Origin of the sequence: Pseudomonas sp. PA-1-6B (assembly GCF_021609545.1) — a bacterium.
GTDB lineage: Bacteria > Pseudomonadota > Gammaproteobacteria > Pseudomonadales > Pseudomonadaceae > Aquipseudomonas > Aquipseudomonas fluorescens_BV.
In genome coordinates this window covers 28,423-46,444 of the sequence record NZ_WJZM01000033.1, presented here as the reverse complement: position 1 = coordinate 46,444, position 18,022 = coordinate 28,423, and the positions used below count along the sequence as shown (strand labels likewise).

At 61.8% G+C, this 18,022-nt stretch carries 15 protein-coding genes; 12 read left to right on the top strand and 3 right to left on the bottom strand.

What is annotated here, in order from left to right:
* Window positions 1-38 precede the first annotated feature (38 nt).
* From GIV35_RS16725 to GIV35_RS16715, 3 genes are all read right to left on the bottom strand, one after another.
* A complete protein-coding gene (locus GIV35_RS16725) occupies window positions 39-2,933 on the bottom strand; it encodes an RHS repeat-associated core domain-containing protein (protein WP_236304249.1) in 2,895 nt (964 codons plus the stop codon).
* A 129-nt stretch (window positions 2,934-3,062) separates the two neighbouring features.
* Window positions 3,063-3,608 carry a putative natural product biosynthesis protein gene (locus GIV35_RS16720; RefSeq protein ID WP_236265564.1) on the bottom strand — a complete coding sequence of 182 codons (546 nt, stop codon included), beginning with the start codon at window positions 3,606-3,608 and terminating at the stop codon, window positions 3,063-3,065.
* 62 nt (window positions 3,609-3,670) lie between these two features.
* Window positions 3,671-4,054 carry a DUF2946 domain-containing protein gene (locus tag GIV35_RS16715; RefSeq protein ID WP_236265563.1) on the bottom strand — a complete coding sequence of 128 codons (384 nt, stop codon included), beginning with the start codon at window positions 4,052-4,054 and terminating at the stop codon, window positions 3,671-3,673.
* Window positions 4,055-4,235: 181 nt separating this feature from the next.
* Here GIV35_RS16715 and GIV35_RS16710 point away from each other — a divergent pair, with 181 nt between their 5' ends.
* The 12 genes from GIV35_RS16710 to GIV35_RS16655 all read left to right on the top strand — a co-directional run bounded on the left by GIV35_RS16710 (window position 4,236) and on the right by GIV35_RS16655 (window position 17,973).
* A complete protein-coding gene (locus tag GIV35_RS16710; RefSeq protein WP_034125726.1) occupies window positions 4,236-4,844 on the top strand; it encodes an SCO family protein in 609 nt (202 codons plus the stop codon).
* Window positions 4,844-5,326: a copper chaperone PCu(A)C gene (locus GIV35_RS16705; RefSeq protein WP_236265561.1), complete on the top strand. Its 483-nt coding sequence runs from the start codon at window positions 4,844-4,846 to the stop codon at window positions 5,324-5,326. The genes GIV35_RS16710 and GIV35_RS16705 overlap by 1 nt, the downstream gene beginning before the upstream one ends.
* A gap of 144 nt (window positions 5,327-5,470) precedes the next feature.
* Window positions 5,471-5,965: a DUF1543 domain-containing protein gene (locus tag GIV35_RS16700; protein ID WP_223023686.1), complete on the top strand. Its 495-nt coding sequence runs from the start codon at window positions 5,471-5,473 to the stop codon at window positions 5,963-5,965.
* A gap of 107 nt (window positions 5,966-6,072) precedes the next feature.
* Entirely contained in the window at window positions 6,073-6,354 is a 282-nt protein-coding gene (locus tag GIV35_RS16695; RefSeq protein WP_034125729.1) for a peptidylprolyl isomerase, read from the top strand.
* A 129-nt stretch (window positions 6,355-6,483) separates the two neighbouring features.
* Window positions 6,484-8,343 carry an extracellular solute-binding protein gene (locus GIV35_RS16690; RefSeq protein WP_236265560.1) on the top strand — a complete coding sequence of 620 codons (1,860 nt, stop codon included), beginning with the start codon at window positions 6,484-6,486 and terminating at the stop codon, window positions 8,341-8,343.
* Entirely contained in the window at window positions 8,343-9,401 is a 1,059-nt protein-coding gene (locus tag GIV35_RS16685) for a microcin C ABC transporter permease YejB (protein ID WP_198715981.1), read from the top strand. The genes GIV35_RS16690 and GIV35_RS16685 overlap by 1 nt, the downstream gene beginning before the upstream one ends.
* Window positions 9,401-10,423 carry an ABC transporter permease gene (locus tag GIV35_RS16680; protein WP_032896898.1) on the top strand — a complete coding sequence of 341 codons (1,023 nt, stop codon included), beginning with the start codon at window positions 9,401-9,403 and terminating at the stop codon, window positions 10,421-10,423. Before GIV35_RS16685 ends, GIV35_RS16680 begins: the two co-directional genes overlap by 1 nt.
* A gap of 10 nt (window positions 10,424-10,433) precedes the next feature.
* Window positions 10,434-12,005, top strand: coding sequence for an ABC transporter ATP-binding protein (locus tag GIV35_RS16675; RefSeq protein ID WP_213153658.1), 1,572 nt, complete (start codon window positions 10,434-10,436; stop codon window positions 12,003-12,005).
* A gap of 22 nt (window positions 12,006-12,027) precedes the next feature.
* The gene (locus GIV35_RS16670) at window positions 12,028-13,428 is read left to right on the top strand and encodes a sigma-54 interaction domain-containing protein (RefSeq protein ID WP_236265559.1); all 1,401 of its coding nucleotides are present in this window, start codon (window positions 12,028-12,030) and stop codon (window positions 13,426-13,428) included.
* A 287-nt stretch (window positions 13,429-13,715) separates the two neighbouring features.
* Window positions 13,716-15,107 (top strand): GntP family permease, encoded by a 1,392-nt coding sequence (locus tag GIV35_RS16665; protein WP_003191810.1) that lies wholly within the window; start codon window positions 13,716-13,718, stop codon window positions 15,105-15,107.
* 7 nt (window positions 15,108-15,114) lie between these two features.
* On the top strand, window positions 15,115-15,888 hold the full coding sequence (locus tag GIV35_RS16660) for a 3-hydroxybutyrate dehydrogenase (RefSeq protein ID WP_003191811.1): 774 nt from the start codon (window positions 15,115-15,117) through the stop codon (window positions 15,886-15,888).
* A 129-nt stretch (window positions 15,889-16,017) separates the two neighbouring features.
* The gene (locus GIV35_RS16655; RefSeq protein WP_236264759.1) at window positions 16,018-17,973 is read left to right on the top strand and encodes an acetoacetate--CoA ligase; all 1,956 of its coding nucleotides are present in this window, start codon (window positions 16,018-16,020) and stop codon (window positions 17,971-17,973) included.
* Window positions 17,974-18,022: the final 49 nt, after the last annotated feature.

Genomic DNA, 18,022 nt, shown 5'->3' with positions numbered 1-18,022 from the left:
TTACACGGCCCGCGCTCCTTGGCCTGACGTTGCGCGTATTAACGGCGGTGAGGGTCCATCACCCTGACCGCCCGATAGTTAAGCCCACTGATGTGCTGGATCATCACCCGATAGGCGCCACGACCGCGCTGCCCGCGATAACGCGGCAAGTCAAAACTGCGGACATTCTGCCCACCCGCCATGGCATGGCCGGTATGAAAATCCAGTGTGCGGTCTTCCAGCCGATCGATCACCCTTCTGAGAATTTCACCTCCGGGGCCATGTAATTCATTCTGAATAGGTGTGACGTCAATCTGGAGGGGCTCAGGCACCAGCCCGGAGGAAGGTCCCGGGCTTACCGGTTGCGCGGCGGGCACCTCAGAAGCGGAGCCTCTGCGGCCCACGCTCGTGACCCTGGTTTGCGGTTGTACTTCGGTGTGGGTCAGCCCAGCCGCTGGCAGCGGGCTGGCGCCCACTTTGCGTGCCGGGGCGCGCAGTTCTATGCCTACAAACCCCAACCTGGCAAGCGTAAAGCTAGGGTTACGCTCCGTTCGTGAGGCTGTTTCAGCCCGGTCCCGATGCTCGGTGGGCCCAACGTACCCATAGAGACCGCCCCGCGCTGCCGGGGTCAGCCCGTAGGACAGTTTTTTAGTGTCGGCGGTAGCCAGACGATGTTCCAGGAAAAAGTCCGCCAACTCGTTGACTTCATGTTCCGTAGCGCCCTGTCGGCGGCCCAGCTCTTGCGCGCCGGCCATTGCGGACTGCTCATAGAACGCTCTTCGCTGAACGTCAGTGGTGCTTAATCGCTGATGCGCGTAAAGCGCCACGCCCACCACACCTGAAATCAGCCCGAAATAAGCCAGTTCAGCCCTATAGCCTATCTCTACCCCTACTCCGTGCCCGATCAACAACACCAGGAGCAGAACCGTCACCACCTCCAGCATCGAGCGGCGCTGCAAACCGTCTTCGTCTACATAACCCATGGGGTTGTTCCCCACCATCGCATACAGGTTCAGCCCATCCACATCCCCCGCCGGGTCAGCGCTGATCCACCGCAACAACCACGGCGCGTAGTACCTGAAGCCGTAGTAATACAGCCCGCTGGCGTCGCGCTCCTTGCCCGAATAACGTCGGGTTTTATAGTTCGCCTCCAAGGCATTTTTTGCCGCCCACCAGGCAGTTGCGCCGAAGGGGTAATAACTTTCCTGGCTCAACAGGCCGGCTGCCTCGTCCAGCTCCAGAGTGCCGCTGCCCAAATGGTCGTCGAGGCTGAACCGCAGTTGCTCGTCCTGCATCTCCTCGGGGCGCTGCTGCTCCCACTGCAACCCTCTGACCGAATGGCGCCCGCCCGGAGCAAGCACCACGTTCAACCACTCGCCATCCGGCCCGTGGCGATGCAGCTCCAGCCCTGGCAGATAAAGCACTTCATGGGTGTGAGTCTGCGTCTTGCCATGTGCCACGCGACGCTTGATGACTCGCTGGCCGGCGCCGTCGTACAGATACACCTCATCGTCATGTTCGCCATTGTCACGCAGCACCTGCGCGACGCGAACCAACTGGTTGCGCCCGTTCCAGGTCAACGCCTGCCCAGGCGCCAGAGCCTGGAGATTGCCACTTTGGTCGAAGCCGTTGCCCAGGCCCGGCGCCTTTGCGCCCTCGCGGGCAATCACGCTGTGATTGCTGTGTTCGCCCACCTGCATCCGTTGGGTATAACCGCTGCCGGTGCTGGGCACATGGCGCATCTGCGTCAGGTTACTGGCCAAGTCGTAGGCATAGTGGCGGGTGTAGTTGCCCCAGAGGTTGTCGTCTGTGGCGCCGAAGGTGATTCGCCCCGGCAGTGCGGATGCGCCGGTATTGCGCGCGTTTTCACGGCCGGTGGCCTTGATCAATCGCGACAGGCTGTCGTATTCGAATGTGCTTACTGCCTCCACCTGCACGTTGCTGGCCCAGCGGGTCGGCTGCGCCGCATCGCGGATGCGCAACACATTGCCGACCCGGTCGTAGCTGTAGAAGAGGTCTTGCAGTCGCTTGCCTGCCGAATCCTTGTGGTGGGCGCTCAAGCGTGTCAAACGTCCATCGGTGTCCGAATACTCGGCAACGCTGAGCACGCCATTACCCAAGCGTTCGCTCAACACCTGGCCCGAGGCGTTGACGCTGCGTTGATCCACCAGGGTCTTGCGCGCTCCGCTTTTGAACAGGATCTCGCTTTTCGTCAATTGGCCGTCGACACCGTATTGAGATTGCTGGCGATTGCCGCGCGCGTCGACCTGCTCCAGGCGTTGCCCCAGCGCATCGTGCTGCCAGGTGGTGGTGAAGTTCTCGGCTTGCAACTGCGCATCCCGCTCACTCACGGGCAGCGGCCAGTCGGGCGCGGTGTGCGACGTGCACAGGCGCCGGGTTTGCGCGGTGATGTTGCCTTGCACGTCGTAGCGCTCAACGAGCAACGTGCCTGCTGGGTCATCGTGACGAATCATGCGGCCACAGCGATTGCGCGCCGCCTCCGTAGACGTCATGCCCGCGTAAGTCATGCGCTCGACACAGCGTTCAACCGCCGCTTCCTCCGCGCGCTCGAATACCGCGACGGGGCGCAGCAACGGGTCGTATTCGAACCGCTGGCGCGTGCCTCGACTGTCCCACTGTTGCACGACCTGGCCGCCACTGCCGAGCAGGCGCGTCTGACGGCCCGCATCCACGCTGTCGGTGCTCAGCACTTGCCCGCCCAAGCTATAACGATGAGACAGATTGGGCTGCACGTCGGGATCGGCAGCGTGCAACTCGAACAGCCTGGGGTCCCACTGTTGCTGCAAAAGACCGCGAGCGTCGAACACCTGCCGCGTGACCTGCGCGCTGGGTGATTGCTGCGCGGTATTGCGATGGTACGCCACGCTGCGCACGGTCAACCCTCGCGGGTCGACCACCGTCAGCGTGGGCGTGTTGTGATGCAAAGAAGACATAACCTGATGACCTGGAAACCAAAGAAGCCTAGAGCCTAGTCATCAAGTCGGTGCCAGCCTGCGGGCTCCGCCCGCTGCGCAGTGTGCGGCGCTTCCGAGGCTGTCGTGAGGCTTACCGGGCGCGGCGCCTCAGGGCACCGGCAGCCAACCGCTGAAAGCGCCTTGGGCACCCAACGGGCACCAGGCAAAATCCCAGGCGGGCGGCGGCAATGCCGGTCGCGGCGCGGCTATCGAAGGGTGGCCCTTCCAGTCGAACAGGGTCCAATCGCGCCAGCTCAGGACAATGCCCGCCGCCTGGCTGTCGTCCGTGAGCACCCAGCGCGCGGCAGCGGCGGCCATGAAGGCCTCGATCGATTCCTCATCGATCTGTGTGCGGTACGCCGAACTCAGCAACCAGCGGCATACGTTCAGATGGTAGGTCCAGTCCAGCGGCGGCTGGTTGCGATAGGCCCAGGTCATGAAGGCGCGAAACAGGTTCAAGCCCTCCGGTGGGTCGAGCTTGAGCAACGCCGGGCAGATATCGAACAAGGTATGCCAGTGAGGCAGCAGGCGTGCATCCAGGTGCACGAAGCAGCGCGAATTACTCGGGTAATCAGGCAGCGCCGGTTGCGCACGCAGGCGCCGCGACGCCTTGCTGACCAGGCGGCCGGCGCCGGCAGGCAATTGAGGGTTCATAGAGTGTTCTCACAATCGTGACGAGAGAATGCCTCCTGGTGACAGGAAGCCCAAGGCACACGTCAGGATGCGGGAGAAGCGCGGGGGTTGGCCGAGGGCCAGGAATAGCGCGGAGGCGCCTTGTTGCGCCGCTCATGGGCGACACGCGGGGCTTGGGTGAGGCCGAGCAGCCAGGCCAGGCCGATCAGAAACACCAGGGCAACGGTAACTGCGTTGCACACCGGGCAGGCAAAGTAGTTCGAGATGTTGCTGGAGGACGGGTTCGCCAACCCTTTGTCGGAAATTGGCGACTGCCCGCCGTCCACCGAACAGAACAGCCCGCCGATGCCGTTGAGCTGCTGCCCCATCATCTGGCCATGCCCCAAACCGCAGGCGAACAGGTTCATCAGCATGCAGAAGTACAGGGCCCAGGCGATCAGTGAGCGGTCAGAGTGGCGCAATTTCATGGCGGCGACTCTACCACCGAAGCCATAAAAGGACGAAATGCGACGCGCCCCTGTGGCAGAACGTCGCAGATTACGCGCGCCGGCCAGGGTTGCTAGACTCTGCACCCTTCTCGTTACTCCTTTTCAAAGCCTGGCGGAGCAGCTACACGGCCCTACAGGCGTTTCACAGGATGCACAGTTGATGAGTACGTTATTCACCCGCCGCAAAGTGCTGACCGGCATGGGCCTATTGGGCCTGGGCAGCCTGCTGGGCGGCTGTGACTACAGCCCCAAGCTGAACTTCAAGTACGGCAAGGACCTCAGTGACAAGATCATGGGCCGCACCTTCAAGCTCAAGAACACCGACGGCGAAACCGTCACCCTGAGCTCGTACCGCGGCCTGATGCCGGTGGTGTTCTTCGGCTTCACCCAGTGCCCGGCCGTCTGCCCGACTGCCCTGGCCCGCGCCGCCCAGGCCAAGAAGCTGATGGGCCGCGATGGCAAGATCATGCAGGTGGTGTTCATCACCCTGGACCCCGAGCGCGACACCCCCGAAATTCTCGACAACTACGTCAAGGCCTTCGACCCAAGCTTCGAAGCGCTCTACGGTACCCCGGAAGAAATCGCCGTGGCCGCCAAGGAGTTCGGGATCTTTTATGAAAAGATCCCCGCCGGCGACACCTATACCCTCTCCCACACCGCCACCAGTTTCGTGTTCGACACCCGTGGCAACCTGCGCCTTGGCTTGCAGGCATCCCTTACCGCTCAAGAGTGCGCAGAAGACCTGCTCACCGTCATGGAGGTCTGCTAATGACTGCCGTTCAACACCTCAAGCGTCTCACCCTCGGTCTAACCCTGCTGGGCCTCGCTGCCCACGCCAGTGCCCAGGTACAAGTCACTGACGCCTGGGTACGCGCCTCCGTAGTGGGCCAACCGTCCAGTGGCGCCTTCATGACCCTCACCGCCGACAGCGACAGCAAACTGTTGAGCGTGGCATCGCCAGTGGCCAAGGACGTGCAGATTCATGAGATGAGCATGAAGGACGATGTCATGCGCATGGGCCCGGTGGGCTCGGTGGCCCTGCCTGCCGGCAAACCCGTCAAGCTCGACCCCAACGGCTACCACGTCATGTTGATGGGCCTGACCGGCCAGATCAAGGAAGGCGACCAGGTACCACTGACCCTTACGGTAGAAGATGCCAAGGGTGAAAAGCAGGCCGTCGAAGTGAAGGCAACGGCGCGTGGGCTGGATGGCATGGACCACAGCAAGATGGACCATAGCAAGATGCATTGATTGCGCAAACAAGCCTGCAGCTCTTGCTCTGCTCCCCGGTAACGTTGGTTGAGGGTTGCCCCTCATCCATAGAATCTCCCACAGTTTGATTGCCGGGAGTGATCAGATAGGCTGTCAGGCCGCCCTCCCCAGGAATCATCGGTAATGCTGTTTGTCGTCATGCTCGGGGGCAAGCACCCGCGGGCCAGGATCGAAGTACACGATGTGGTGTTCGCCGTGGCGGACACCCTGCAAGCCACCTACCCGCAATTACGCGACGCCTGGTTCGGCAGCCCCAAAGGCGTACACATCGATTCATGGATGGCCGTCGATGGCGTCGACGGCTGGAAGGTTGAACTGAGCCACCTGGCGCCCCACGGCGATGCACACCGCCTGTACTTCATCAACCTGGGCGGTTACGAAGCCAATAGCTTTGGCGAGGCCCATCACTACTTGCTGGTGGTCGCCCGCAACAAACAGGAGGCCATGGGCAAAGGCAAGCAGCAGATGCTCAGCCACTGGTCCCAGGCCCACACCGACGCGGTGCTGGATATCGACGACTGCCTGCCCATCGACCTGGTGGACGGCCACTATATCCACCTGGTGCAAGCGGCGCACCGACCGATCGTGCAGCGCAACGACTACCTTGTGCTGCCTTGAACCCTCACGGCGAAAACAGTGCCAGCTGAAACCCAGTGGAACTTTGCCGAGAAATAACCGCCTGAATCCGGTACGCTCACCGTTTTTTACTCTAGGAGTTACTCACCATGGCCAAAGCCACCGCCCGTCACATCCTCGTTGCCTCTGAAGACAAGTGCAACGAACTCAAGGCCCAAATCGAAGGCGGCGCTGATTTCGCAGAAATCGCTAAAGCCAACTCCAGCTGCCCATCCAGCCGCCAGGGCGGTGACCTCGGTTCGTTCGGCCCAGGCCAGATGGTCAAGGAATTCGACACCGTGGTCTTCAGTGCCCCGGTCAACACCGTGCAAGGCCCGGTGAAGACTCAGTTCGGCTACCACCTGCTGGAAGTCACCAGCCGCCAGGATTGATTCAATCCGCGCTGATGCTATAAACAACGGCCCGCCCTTTGGTGGGCCGTTGTGCATCTGATGACTGGCGATGCCCAGGCCGTTAGCGTACAAATCCTTATGACTCTTACCCGGCGCTCAAGGCTGATAATGCGATTGGCTTTTTCATCTCTGCTCTGTTCCACCCTGGCCTTGCTAATGGCCAGCACTGCGGTGATCGCAGCCCCGCAAACCTACCTGACGGTGTACGGCGAGCCCGCCAAATACGCCGAAGGCTTCAGCCATTTCGACTATGCCAACCCCAACGCTCCCAAGGGCGGCAGCCTGCGGCGTTCCGCGCTGGAGGTGGGGCGGTTTGACCATGTGCTGCCGTATATCGACAAAGGCATCGGCGTTTCCCAGGTCGACGGCTGGGTGTATGCGCCCTTGGCGTTGCGCTCGCTGGATGAGCCTTACACCGTCTACGGCCTGGTGGCGCAAAAGATGGAGCGCGCCGACGATGGCCTGTCACTGCGCTTCTACCTGAACCCCAAGGCGCGCTTTGCCGATGGCAAGCCCATCACCGCGCAAGACGTGCGCTACAGCTTTGACGTGCTGATGACCCAAGGCAGCCTGCGCTTTCGCACGCTATTTGCCGACGTGAAGCACGTCGAGGTCGAAGGTGAGCGCCAGGTGCGCTTTGACTTTTCCAGCAACGAAAACCGTACCCTGCCCCTGGATATCGCCACCTTGCCGGTGTTCCCCGAGCACTGGTGGAAGACCCGCGACTTTGCCAACGGCGGCGGCTACGAAGCGCCACTGGGCAGCGGCCCCTACAAGGTCAGCAAGATCGACTCCGGCAGCACCATCACCTTCACCCGTGACCCCGACTGGTGGGGCAAGGACTTGCCGGTCAGCCGCGGCCTGTACAACTTCGATCACCTGAGCCTGGAGTACTTCGGCGACACCGAAGTAGCACGCCAAGTGCTACGCGGCGGCGCCTATGATTTCAACCGTGAATTCTCCGCCACCGGTTACTCCATCGGCTACAACGGCCCGGCCCTGGACGACGGCCGCCTGCAGCGCGCGCACCTGGCCAAGGAGATGCCGCAGCCGGCCCAGGGCTATGTGTTCAACGTGCAAAAACCGATATTCAAGGATCGCCGCGTGCGCCAGGCCCTGGCGATGCTGTGGGATTTTGAATGGGCCAACCGGCAGATGATGCGCAACTTGTACATCCGCCAGCAGAGCTATTTCTCCAATAGCCCGCTGGCCGCCAGCCAGTTGCCCACCCCGGAAGAACTGGCGACCCTCGAACCCCTGCGCGGGCAGATTCCCGACGAGGTGTTTACCCAGGTGTTCAAGGCCCCGGTCACCGATGGCAGTGGCATGATCCGCGACAAACAACTGCAAGCCTTGGCCCTGCTGGAAGACGCCGGCTGGAAACCTGTGGGCGACAAACTCGTCAATGCCCAGGGCGAGCCACTGGAATTCACCTTCCTCAACGTCCAGAACGGCCTCGAACGCCTGTTGCTGCCCTACAAACGCAACCTGGCACAGATCGGCATCACCCTGAATATCCGCCGCATCGACTCCTCGCAATACGTCAACCGACTGATGGCCCGCGACTACGACATGATCGTCACGGGTTTCCCGGTCACCACCTCGCCCGGCATGGAGCTGTACAACTATTTCGGCTCTGCCGCCGCGTTCGATTCGGGCGCCAACAACTACATCGTGCTCAAGGACCCGGCCGTCGATACGCTGATCCATGGCCTGGTCAAGGCTGACACCCAGGCGAAGATGCTCACCTATGCCCACGCCCTGGACCGCGTACTGCAATGGAATTACCTGTGGATCCCCAACTATTACCCACCGGGCACCTCCGCCGCATGGTGGAACCGTTTCGGGCGCCCGGCCATCGAGGCGAAGAACGACGAAGCCCTGGAAACCTGGTGGGAAGTCAGCCCCACCCCGCTGACGAACGAACAAATGCAGGCTGAATTGAAAAAACGCGGAGAGGCCCACTGATGTTTGCCTATATCGTACGGCGCCTGCTGCTGATCATCCCGACGCTGGTGATCATCCTGCTGGTGAACTTCGTGATCGTGCAGGCCGCGCCCGGCGGGCCGGTGGAACAAGCCATCGCTCACCTGCAAGGCATTGGCGGCGGTGGTGTAGCCGGCGCATCCGGCGAAGGCATCAGCGGCTCGCGAGCCAGCCGCGGCCTGGACCCGAAGCTGATCAAGGACATCGAGAAACAATACGGCTTCGACAAATCCGCGCCGGAACGCCTGTGGTTGATGCTCAAGAACTATGCCCAGTTGGACTTCGGCAACAGTTTCTTCAGAGGCGCGACGGTGACTGACCTGATCCTGGAAAAGCTGCCCGTCACGATTTCCCTCGGCCTGTGGGCCACGTTGATTACCTACCTGGTGTCGATCCCGCTGGGCATACGCAAGGCCGTGCGCCATGGCAGCAGCTTTGATATGTGGAGCAGCACGGCCATCGTCATCGGTTACGCGATGCCGGCGTTCCTGTTCGCGATGTTCCTGATCGTGGTGTTCGCTGGCGGTACCTCGCTGAACTGGTTCCCGGTACGCGGGCTGGTCTCGGAAAACTTCGCCGAACTGAGCACCGTGGGCAAAATCGCGGACTACTTCTGGCACTTGGTACTGCCGGTAACGGCGCTGGTGATCGGCGGCTTTGCCACCTTGACCATCCTGACCAAGAACTCGTTCCTCAATGAAATTACCCGCCAATACGTGGTCACCGCCCGCGCCAAGGGTTTGAGCGAACGCCGAGTGCTGTACGGTCACGTGTTCCGCAATGCGATGTTGCTGGTGATCTCGGGGATTCCCCAGGCGTTTATCAGTGTGTTCTTTGCCGGTTCGCTGCTGATCGAGGTGATCTTCTCCCTCGATGGGCTGGGCCGCATGAGCTACGAGGCAGCCGTGTCCCGCGACTACCCGGTGGTGTTCGGCTCGCTGTTTATCTTCACCCTGTTCGGCCTCTTGATAAAACTCATCGGTGACCTCTGCTACACCCTGGTGGACCCGCGTATCGACTTCGCCGCGAGGAACGCCTGATGCTCAACCTGTCTCCCGTAGCGCGTCGGCGTTTCGAACGTTTCAAGAAAAACCGCCGTGGCTGGTGGTCGCTGTGGCTGTTTATCGGCCTGTTTATCCTGACCTTGGGCGGCGAGTTGATCGCCAATGACAAGCCGCTGGTGCTCAGTTTCAAGAACGAGCTGTATTTTCCGGTGTTCAAGCGCTACACCGAGCAGCAGTTCGGTGGGCAGTTGCCGTTCCAGGCGGACTACCGCAGTGACTACGTGCAAAAGCTCATCAAGCAGGATGGCGGCTGGATGCTGTTCCCGCCGATTCCGTTCAGCGATGACACACCCAACTATGAACTCACCCGCCCTGCCCCGAGCCCGCCGTCGGCGGTAAACTGGCTGGGCACCGATGACCAGTCCCGCGATGTGTTGGCGCGGGTGATCTTCGGTGCACGAGTGTCGATCCTGTTTGCCCTGGCCCTGACCGCCATCAGCGCGGTCATTGGCATTGCCGCCGGGGCGCTGCAGGGGTACTACGGCGGCTGGGTGGACTTGCTCGGCCAGCGCATCCTCGAGGTGTGGTCTGGCCTGCCGGTGCTGTACCTGCTGATTATCCTGTCGGGGTTTGTGGAGCCGAACTTCTGGTGGTTGCTGGGGATCATGGCGCTGTTTTCCTGGTTGGCCCTGGTGGACGTGGTGCGCGCCGAGTTCCTGCGCGGGCGCAACCTGGAATACGTCAAGGCCGCACGCGCCCTGGGTCTGGGCGACGGCAAGATCATTCGTCGGCATATCCTGCCCAACGCCATGACCGCGACCCTGAGCTATTTGCCGTTCATTTTGACCGGGGCGATATCCACCTTGAGCGCCCTGGATTTCCTTGGCTTCGGCATGCCCGCCGGCAGCGCGTCCCTGGGCGAACTGATCGGCCAGGGCAAGCAGAACTTGCAAGCGCCGTGGCTGGGCTTGACGGCGTTTTTCACCTTGGCGCTGATTCTGTCGTTGCTGGTGTTTATCGGCGAGGCACTGCGTGATGCCTTCGACCCCCGCTCATGAGTGACTGCGTATGAACCTGATCGAAATCCGCGACCTGTGCGTCGCCTTCAACGGCCAGACCGTCGTGCGCAACCTGAGCCTGGACGTGCGCCCTGGCGAGTGCCTGGCGCTGGTGGGCGAGTCGGGCTCGGGCAAGTCGGTGACGGCCCACTCTATCCTGCAACTGCTGCCGCAAGCCGGCACCGAAACACTGGGCTCCATCAAGTATCGCGGCCAGGAACTGATCGGCGCCTCACCGAGTACCTTGCAAAAATTGCGCGGTAACCGCATTGCCATGATCTTCCAGGAGCCGATGACCTCCCTGAACCCGCTGCACAGCATCGAAAAGCAGATCGGCGAAACCCTGCTGCTGCACAAGGGCCTGGGCGGCAAGGCGGCGCAGGCGCGCATCCTCGAACTGCTGGAACTGGTGGGCATCCAGAAACCCCAGGAGCGGCTCAAGGCCTACCCCCATCAATTGTCCGGCGGCCAGCGCCAGCGGGTGATGATCGCCATGGCCCTGGCCTGCGAGCCCGAACTGCTGATTGCCGACGAGCCCACCACGGCGCTGGACGTGACGGTGCAGCGCAAGATCCTGCTGCTGCTTAAATCTTTGCAGCAACGTTTGGGCATGTCGCTGCTGCTGATCAGCCATGACCTCAACCTGGTGCGCAGTATCGCCCAGCGGGTCTGCGTGATGCGTGCCGGGGAAATCGTCGAGCAAGCCGACTGCCAGGCCCTGTTCACCGCACCGCAGCATCCCTACAGCCGCCTGCTGCTGGACGCCGAGCCCTCGGGCGATGTGCTGTGCAGCGAGCCCCGTGAGACGGTACTGGAAGTGGATGACCTGAGCGTGCAGTTTCCCCTGGGAGGTGGGCTGTTCCGGGCCAAAACCTACCTGCGCGCGGTAGACGGCATCAGCCTCAGCGTACAGCGCGGCAAAACCCTGGGGATTGTCGGCGAGTCCGGTTCCGGCAAGTCCACCCTGGGCCAGGCGATCCTGCGCTTGCTCGACTCCAGCGGCAGCATTCGCTTTCAGGGTGAGGCCCTCGACCTCCTCAACCATCAGCAGATGCGCCCATGGCGCAAGCAGATGCAGGTGGTGTTCCAAGACCCCTATGGCAGCCTCAGCCCGCGCATGTCGGTGCAGCAGATCATCAGCGAGGGCCTGGAAGTGCACGCGCCGTGCAGCCTGGCCGAGCGTGACGCGCAAGTCATCCAGGTACTCAAGGACGTGGGCCTGGACCCCGCCAGCCGGCATCGCTACCCCCATGAGTTTTCCGGTGGCCAGCGCCAACGCATCGCCATTGCCCGCGCCCTGGTACTCAAGCCAGCGCTGATGTTGCTCGACGAACCCACCTCGGCCCTCGACCGTACAGTGCAGAAACAAGTGGTGGCGCTGCTGCGCGAACTGCAGGACAAATACGGCCTGACCTACCTGTTTATCAGCCATGACCTGGCGGTGGTGCGCGCCATGGCCCATGACATGATCGTGGTCAAGGATGGCAAGGTGGTGGAGCGTGGCGCGAGCCATGATGTGTTCGAATCGCCCCAACACCCCTACACCAAAGAACTGCTGGCAGCAGCGCACATCCCCTTGTGATGATTAACAGGATTTTGCCTCCATGAGCACTAGCCTCAAGGACTACCAACAGGTTCGCGGCCTGGCCATCCAGTCGCTGTTCGAGATCATCGAGCAGTCCAGCGAGGGCACGGTTATCGTCGACCGCGATGCGAATATCGTGTGGATGAACGAGCGTTACGCCAAGCGTTTTGGCCTCCAGAACGCCGACCAAGCCATCGGCCAGCCTTGCGAGCAGGTGATTTCCAACAGCCTGCTGCGCCAGGTGGTGCGCAATGACCGGCCGATCCTGCTGGACATCCAGGACACCCCCAAGGGCCCGCTGGTAGTGATGCGCCTGCCAATCCACGACGAGGCCGGGGCGGTGATCGGCGCGATTGGCTTTGCGCTGTTCGATGAACTGCGCAACCTGTCGCCGTTGATCGAGCGCTACCTGAGCATGCAGCAGGAGCTGGCCTCCACGCGCTCGCTGCTGCGTTCGCGGCAAAGCAAATACAATTTTGCGCACTTTATCGGCACCAGCGCCGCCAGCCTTGAGGTCAAGCGCCGGGCGCGGCGCAGTGCGAGTGCCGAGTCGCCGGTATTGCTGCTCGGGGAAACCGGCACCGGCAAGGAACTGCTGGCCCAGGCCATTCACGGCGCATCGCCCCGGGCGCACAAAGCCTTTGTGAGCATCAACAGCGCGGCGATCCCCCATGACCTGCTTGAAGCCGAATTCTTCGGCACCGCACCCGGCGCCTTTACCGGTGCCGACCGCAAGGGTCGCCCCGGCAAGTTCCAGATTGCCCAGGGCGGCACGTTGTTTCTCGATGAAATCGGCGACATGCCGCTGCCACTGCAAAGCAAATTGCTGCGGGTGTTGCAGGAAAAGGAATTCGAACCGGTGGGCTCCAACGAGATGCTGCACAGCGATGTGCGGGTGATTGCCGCGACGTCCATGGACTTGGAAGCGGCGATCAAGCGTGGCGAGTTTCGCGCCGATCTGTATTACCGCCTCAACGTGCTGCCGATCCAAGTGCCGCCGCTGCGTGAACGGCTGGAGGATATTCCGGCGCTGAGCGAGGCGATTCTTGAGGAGTTGCGCAGCCAGCACGAACTGGACCGCGATGCCCTGGCGCTGTTGGCCCAACATGCCTGGCCGGGCAATATCCGCGAGCTGCGCAATGTGCTGGAGCGGGCGGCGTTGCTCAGCGATGACTTGGTGTTGAATGCCGAGGAGATACGCACAGCGATTGGCACTTTTACGCCGGTTGAACGCCGTGCGCTGGTGTCGATGGAGGAAGAGACATTCAGTGCGGCACGGGAACGGTTTGATCGGCAGGTGATCGCAGCCGCGCTCACGGCGTGTGAAGGGAATGTGGTAGAGGCGGCCAAGCGGTTGGGGCTTGGGCGGTCGACGTTGTATAAAAAAATGCTGGCGCTTGGAATAACCCAGCCTCATTAAAGAGACTACATTCCCACTATGGAGACAATCCTGTGTGGGAGCTGGCTTGCCTGCGATAGTGTTGGTTCAGCTAGGGAATATGGCACTGTTACAGCGCTATCGCAGGCAAGCCAGCTCCCACAAGGGATCTCCACTCGTCTCTCGTTTGAGACTGCCTTCTGGAAAACCGTCGTTAAAAAGTAAATAAATTCATATATATCAACAACTTAAAAATCTGGCACACATCTCGCTTTAGCTCCCTCCCAAAGCCTCACCCCACAACAATAACAATCCGATGGAGACACACCATGAGTGTGATCATTGCCCTGGCCGCGCTCGCGCTGCTGATGCTGGCCGCCTACCGTGGCTATAGCGTTATCCTGTTCGCCCCCATCGCCGCCCTTGGCGCGGTGCTGCTCACCGACCCATCCGCCGTCGCACCCGCCTTTACCGGGGTGTTCATGGAAAAAATGGTCGGTTTTATCAAGCTGTATTTCCCGGTATTCCTGCTCGGTGCGGTGTTCGGCAAGCTCATTGAGCTGTCGGGGTTTTCGCGCTCGATCGTGGCCGCTGCGATCCGATTGCTCGGCACGCGCCAGGCGATGCTGGTGATCGTGCTGGTCTGCGCCCTGCTCACCTACGGTGGCGTGTCGCTGTTCGTGGTGGTGTTTGCGGTGTACCCGTTTGCCGCCGAGATGTTCCGCCAGAGCAATATCCCCAAGCGCCTGATCCCGGCGACCATCGCCCTCGGCGCCTTCTCGTTCACCATGGACGCCCTGCCCGGTACGCCGCAGATCCAGAACATCATCCCCAGCACCTTCTTCAACACCACCGCCTGGGCAGCGCCGTGGCTGGGGCTGATCGGCACGATCTTCGTGTTTTGCGCCGGCATGCTCTACCTCGCACGCCAGCGCAACAAGGCACAGCGCGCGGGTGAAGGTTATGGCACCGAGTTGCGCAATGAGCCCGAAACCGCCGACAACCTGAGCTTGCCCAACCCGTGGCTCGCGTTGTCGCCGCTGATCCTGGTGGGGGTGATGAACCTGTTGTTCACCCACTGGATCCCGCAGTGGTACGGCAAGACCCACAGCCTCAGCTTGCCGGGCATGAGCGCGCCGGTGACCACCGAAATCGCCAAGCTCACCGCGATCTGGGCGGTGCAGGCGGCGTTGCTGGTGGGGATTATCGTGGTGCTGGTGTTCGGCTTCTCGGCGATCAAGAGCAAGCTGGCCGAAGGCAGTAAAAGCGCGGTAAGCGGTGCATTGCTTGCGGCGATGAACACCGCGTCGGAATATGGATTTGGCGCCGTGATCGCCTCGCTGCCAGGCTTTCTGGTACTGGCGGACTGGCTCAAGGGCATCCCCAACCCGCTGGTCAACGAAGCGATCACCGTGACCTTGCTGGCCGGTATCACCGGCTCCGCTTCGGGCGGCATGAGCATCGCCCTCGCCGCGATGTCCGAGAGCTTTATTGCAGCCGCCCACGCGGCCAATATCCCCCTTGAGGTGCTGCACCGAGTCGCGGCCATGGCCAGCGGCGGCATGGACACCCTGCCCCACAACGGCGCGGTGATCACCCTGCTGGCGGTCACCGGGTTGACCCACCGCGAAGCCTACAAGGACATTTTTGGCATCACGATCATCAAGACCCTTGCGGTGTTCGTGGTGATCGGCACTTTCTACGCCACCGGCATTGTGTGAGGTTTTCATGACAACTTTGAATGGCAAGACCGCCCTGGTCACCGGCTCCACCAGCGGCATCGGCTTAGGGATTGCCCTGAGCCTGGCCAAGGCCGGCGCCAACCTGATTCTCAACGGCTTTGGCGACGCCAGCGCGGTGATCGCCCAGGTGCAGGCGTTTGGCGGCAAGGTCGGGCATCACCCGGCCGACGTCAGCGACCCCGCGCAAATCGCCGACATGCTCGCCTACGCCGAGCGCGAGTTCGGTGGCGTGGACATCCTGGTCAACAATGCCGGTATCCAGCATGTGGCAGCGGTAGAAGACTTCCCTGTGGAGCGCTGGGATTCGATCATCGCCATCAACCTGTCCTCGGTGTTCCACAGCACACGCCTGAGCTTGCCGGGCATGAAGGCCAAGGGCTGGGGGCGCATCGTCAATATCGCCTCGGTGCATGGGCAAGTCGGCTCAGTGGGCAAGGCGGCGTATGTGGCGGCCAAACATGGGGTGATCGGCCTCACCAAGGTGGTGGGCCTGGAAACCGCCACCAGCAATGTCACCTGCAACGCCATCTGCCCGGGCTGGGTGCTGACGCCGCTGGTGCAGAAGCAGATTGATGATCGCGTGGCTACTGGGGTAGACCCCCAGCAGGCGCAGCAGGATCTGTTGGCAGAGAAACAGCCGTCGCTGGAGTTTGTGACGCCGTCGCAGCTCGGGGAGCTGGTGCTGTTCTTGTGCAGTGAAGCCGGTGCACAGGTGCGCGGCGCGGCCTGGAACATCGATGGTGGCTGGCTGGCCCAGTAACTCAAACGCAGCCTATCTAATGTGGGAGCTGGCTTGCCTGCGATAGCATTGGGTCAGTTACCCGATCTATCACTGATACACCGCTATCGCAGGCAAGCCAGCTCCCACAATTTTAACAAGAGGCAGCTTATGTCCGACATCCTCTGGCAACCCTCCCCGGAACGCATCGCCAACACGCGCATGGATCAGTTCCGCCGCTTCATCAACCAGCGCCACGGCGTGCAGCTCCACGACTACCCTGCCCTGCACCAATGGAGCATCGACCAGCGCCCGGACTTCTGGCAGGCGATTGTCGCGTTCTTCGACGTGCAGTTTCGCAGCCCGCCCAGCGTCACGCTGATCGAAGACATCGAGATGCCCAGCGCCCAATGGTTTCCCGGCGCCACCCTGAACTTCGCCGAACACCTGTTGCGCCGCCGTGACGATCATCCTGCGGTGGTGGCTGTCAGCGAAGACGGCCAACGTGAACAATTGAGCTATGCGCAACTGGCGGAACAGGTTGCCGGCCTGCAAAAAAGCCTGCGGGCGGCCGGGGTCGGCATAGGTGACCGGGTGGCCGCGTGTATGCCCAACACCTGGCAAACCCTGGTTGGCATGCTCGCCACCACCAGCCTCGGTGCGATCTGGTCGTGCTCCTCGCCAGACTTCGGCACCCAGGGCGTCATCGACCGTTTCGGCCAGATCGAGCCCAAGGTGCTGATCACCTGCGCAGGCTACCGCTATGCCGGCAAGCACATCGACCAGAGCGCCAAGCTCAATGAAATCCTTGAACGCCTGCCCTCCCTGCAACAGCTGATCATCGTGCCTTACGCCAAGCCCGAAGCGCAGGCTGGGGACTACACCACCCACGCCCACGTCGCGCTGTGGGACGACTTCTATCAAGCCGGCGGCGAACCGGAATTTGTCGCGGTGCCGTTCGATCACCCGCTGTATATCCTTTATTCCAGCGGCACCACCGGCATCCCCAAGTGCATCATCCACGGCACTGGCGGCGTATTGCTGACGCACCTCAAGGAGCACGGCCTGCATGCCGACCTGAACCGCGAGGACTGCCTGTTCTACTACACCACCTGCGGCTGGATGATGTGGAACTGGCTGGTGTCGGTGCTGGCGATCGGCGCCACCGCGGTGCTGTACGACGGCTCACCGTTCCACCCCGGCCCCGAACGCTTGATCGACCTGATCGATGCGGAAAAAATCAGCGTGTTCGGCACCAGCCCCAAATTCCTCGCCACCCTGGAAAAGTCCGGGTTGCAGCCGCGCCTGAGCCACGATCTGGGCAGCCTCAAGGGCTTGATTTCGACCGGCTCGCCGCTGTCGCCCCAGAGTTACGACTATGTGTACCGCGAGATCAAGGCTGAGCTGTGCCTGTCGTCGATGTCTGGTGGCACCGACATTGTCTCCTGCTTTGTGATCGGCAACCCGGTCCTGCCGGTGCGGCGCGGTGAGATGCAATGCAAGAGCCTGGCCATGGCCATCGAAGTGTGGGACGACCAGGGCCGGCCCCTGATCGGAGAGAAAGGCGAACTGGTGTGCACCCGGCATTTCCCTGCCATGCCCATCGGGTTGTGGAACGACCCGCAGCAGCAGAAACTGCGCGCTTCGTATTTCAGTCAGTTCCCCGGTGTATGGGCCCAGGGTGACTATGCCGAGCAACGCGCCAACGGCAGCCTGTTGATCCACGGGCGTTCCGATGCGGTGCTCAACCCCGGCGGCGTGCGCATTGGCACCGCCGAGATTTATCGCCAAGTGGAAAAGGTCCCGCAGGTGCTGGAAAGCCTCGCCATCGGTCAGCGTTGGCAGGACGACGTGCGCGTGGTGCTGTTTGTGCGCCTGGATGATGGAATTGAACTGGACGAAGCGCTGCAACAGCAGATCCGCCAGGTGATTCGCGCCAACACCACACCGCGCCATGTGCCGACCAAGATCCTCGCTGTCACGGATATCCCCCGCACCATCAGCGGCAAAATCGTCGAATTGGCGGTGCGCAACGTGGTGCATGGTGAGCCGGTGAAAAACACAGATGCCCTGGCCAACCCCCAGGCACTGGAGCAATTTCGCGACAGAGCTGAGCTGGCTTATTAGATGAAAGGTTTCAGCGCTGATGCAGCGTTTTGAAGAAAAACCCTCAAGG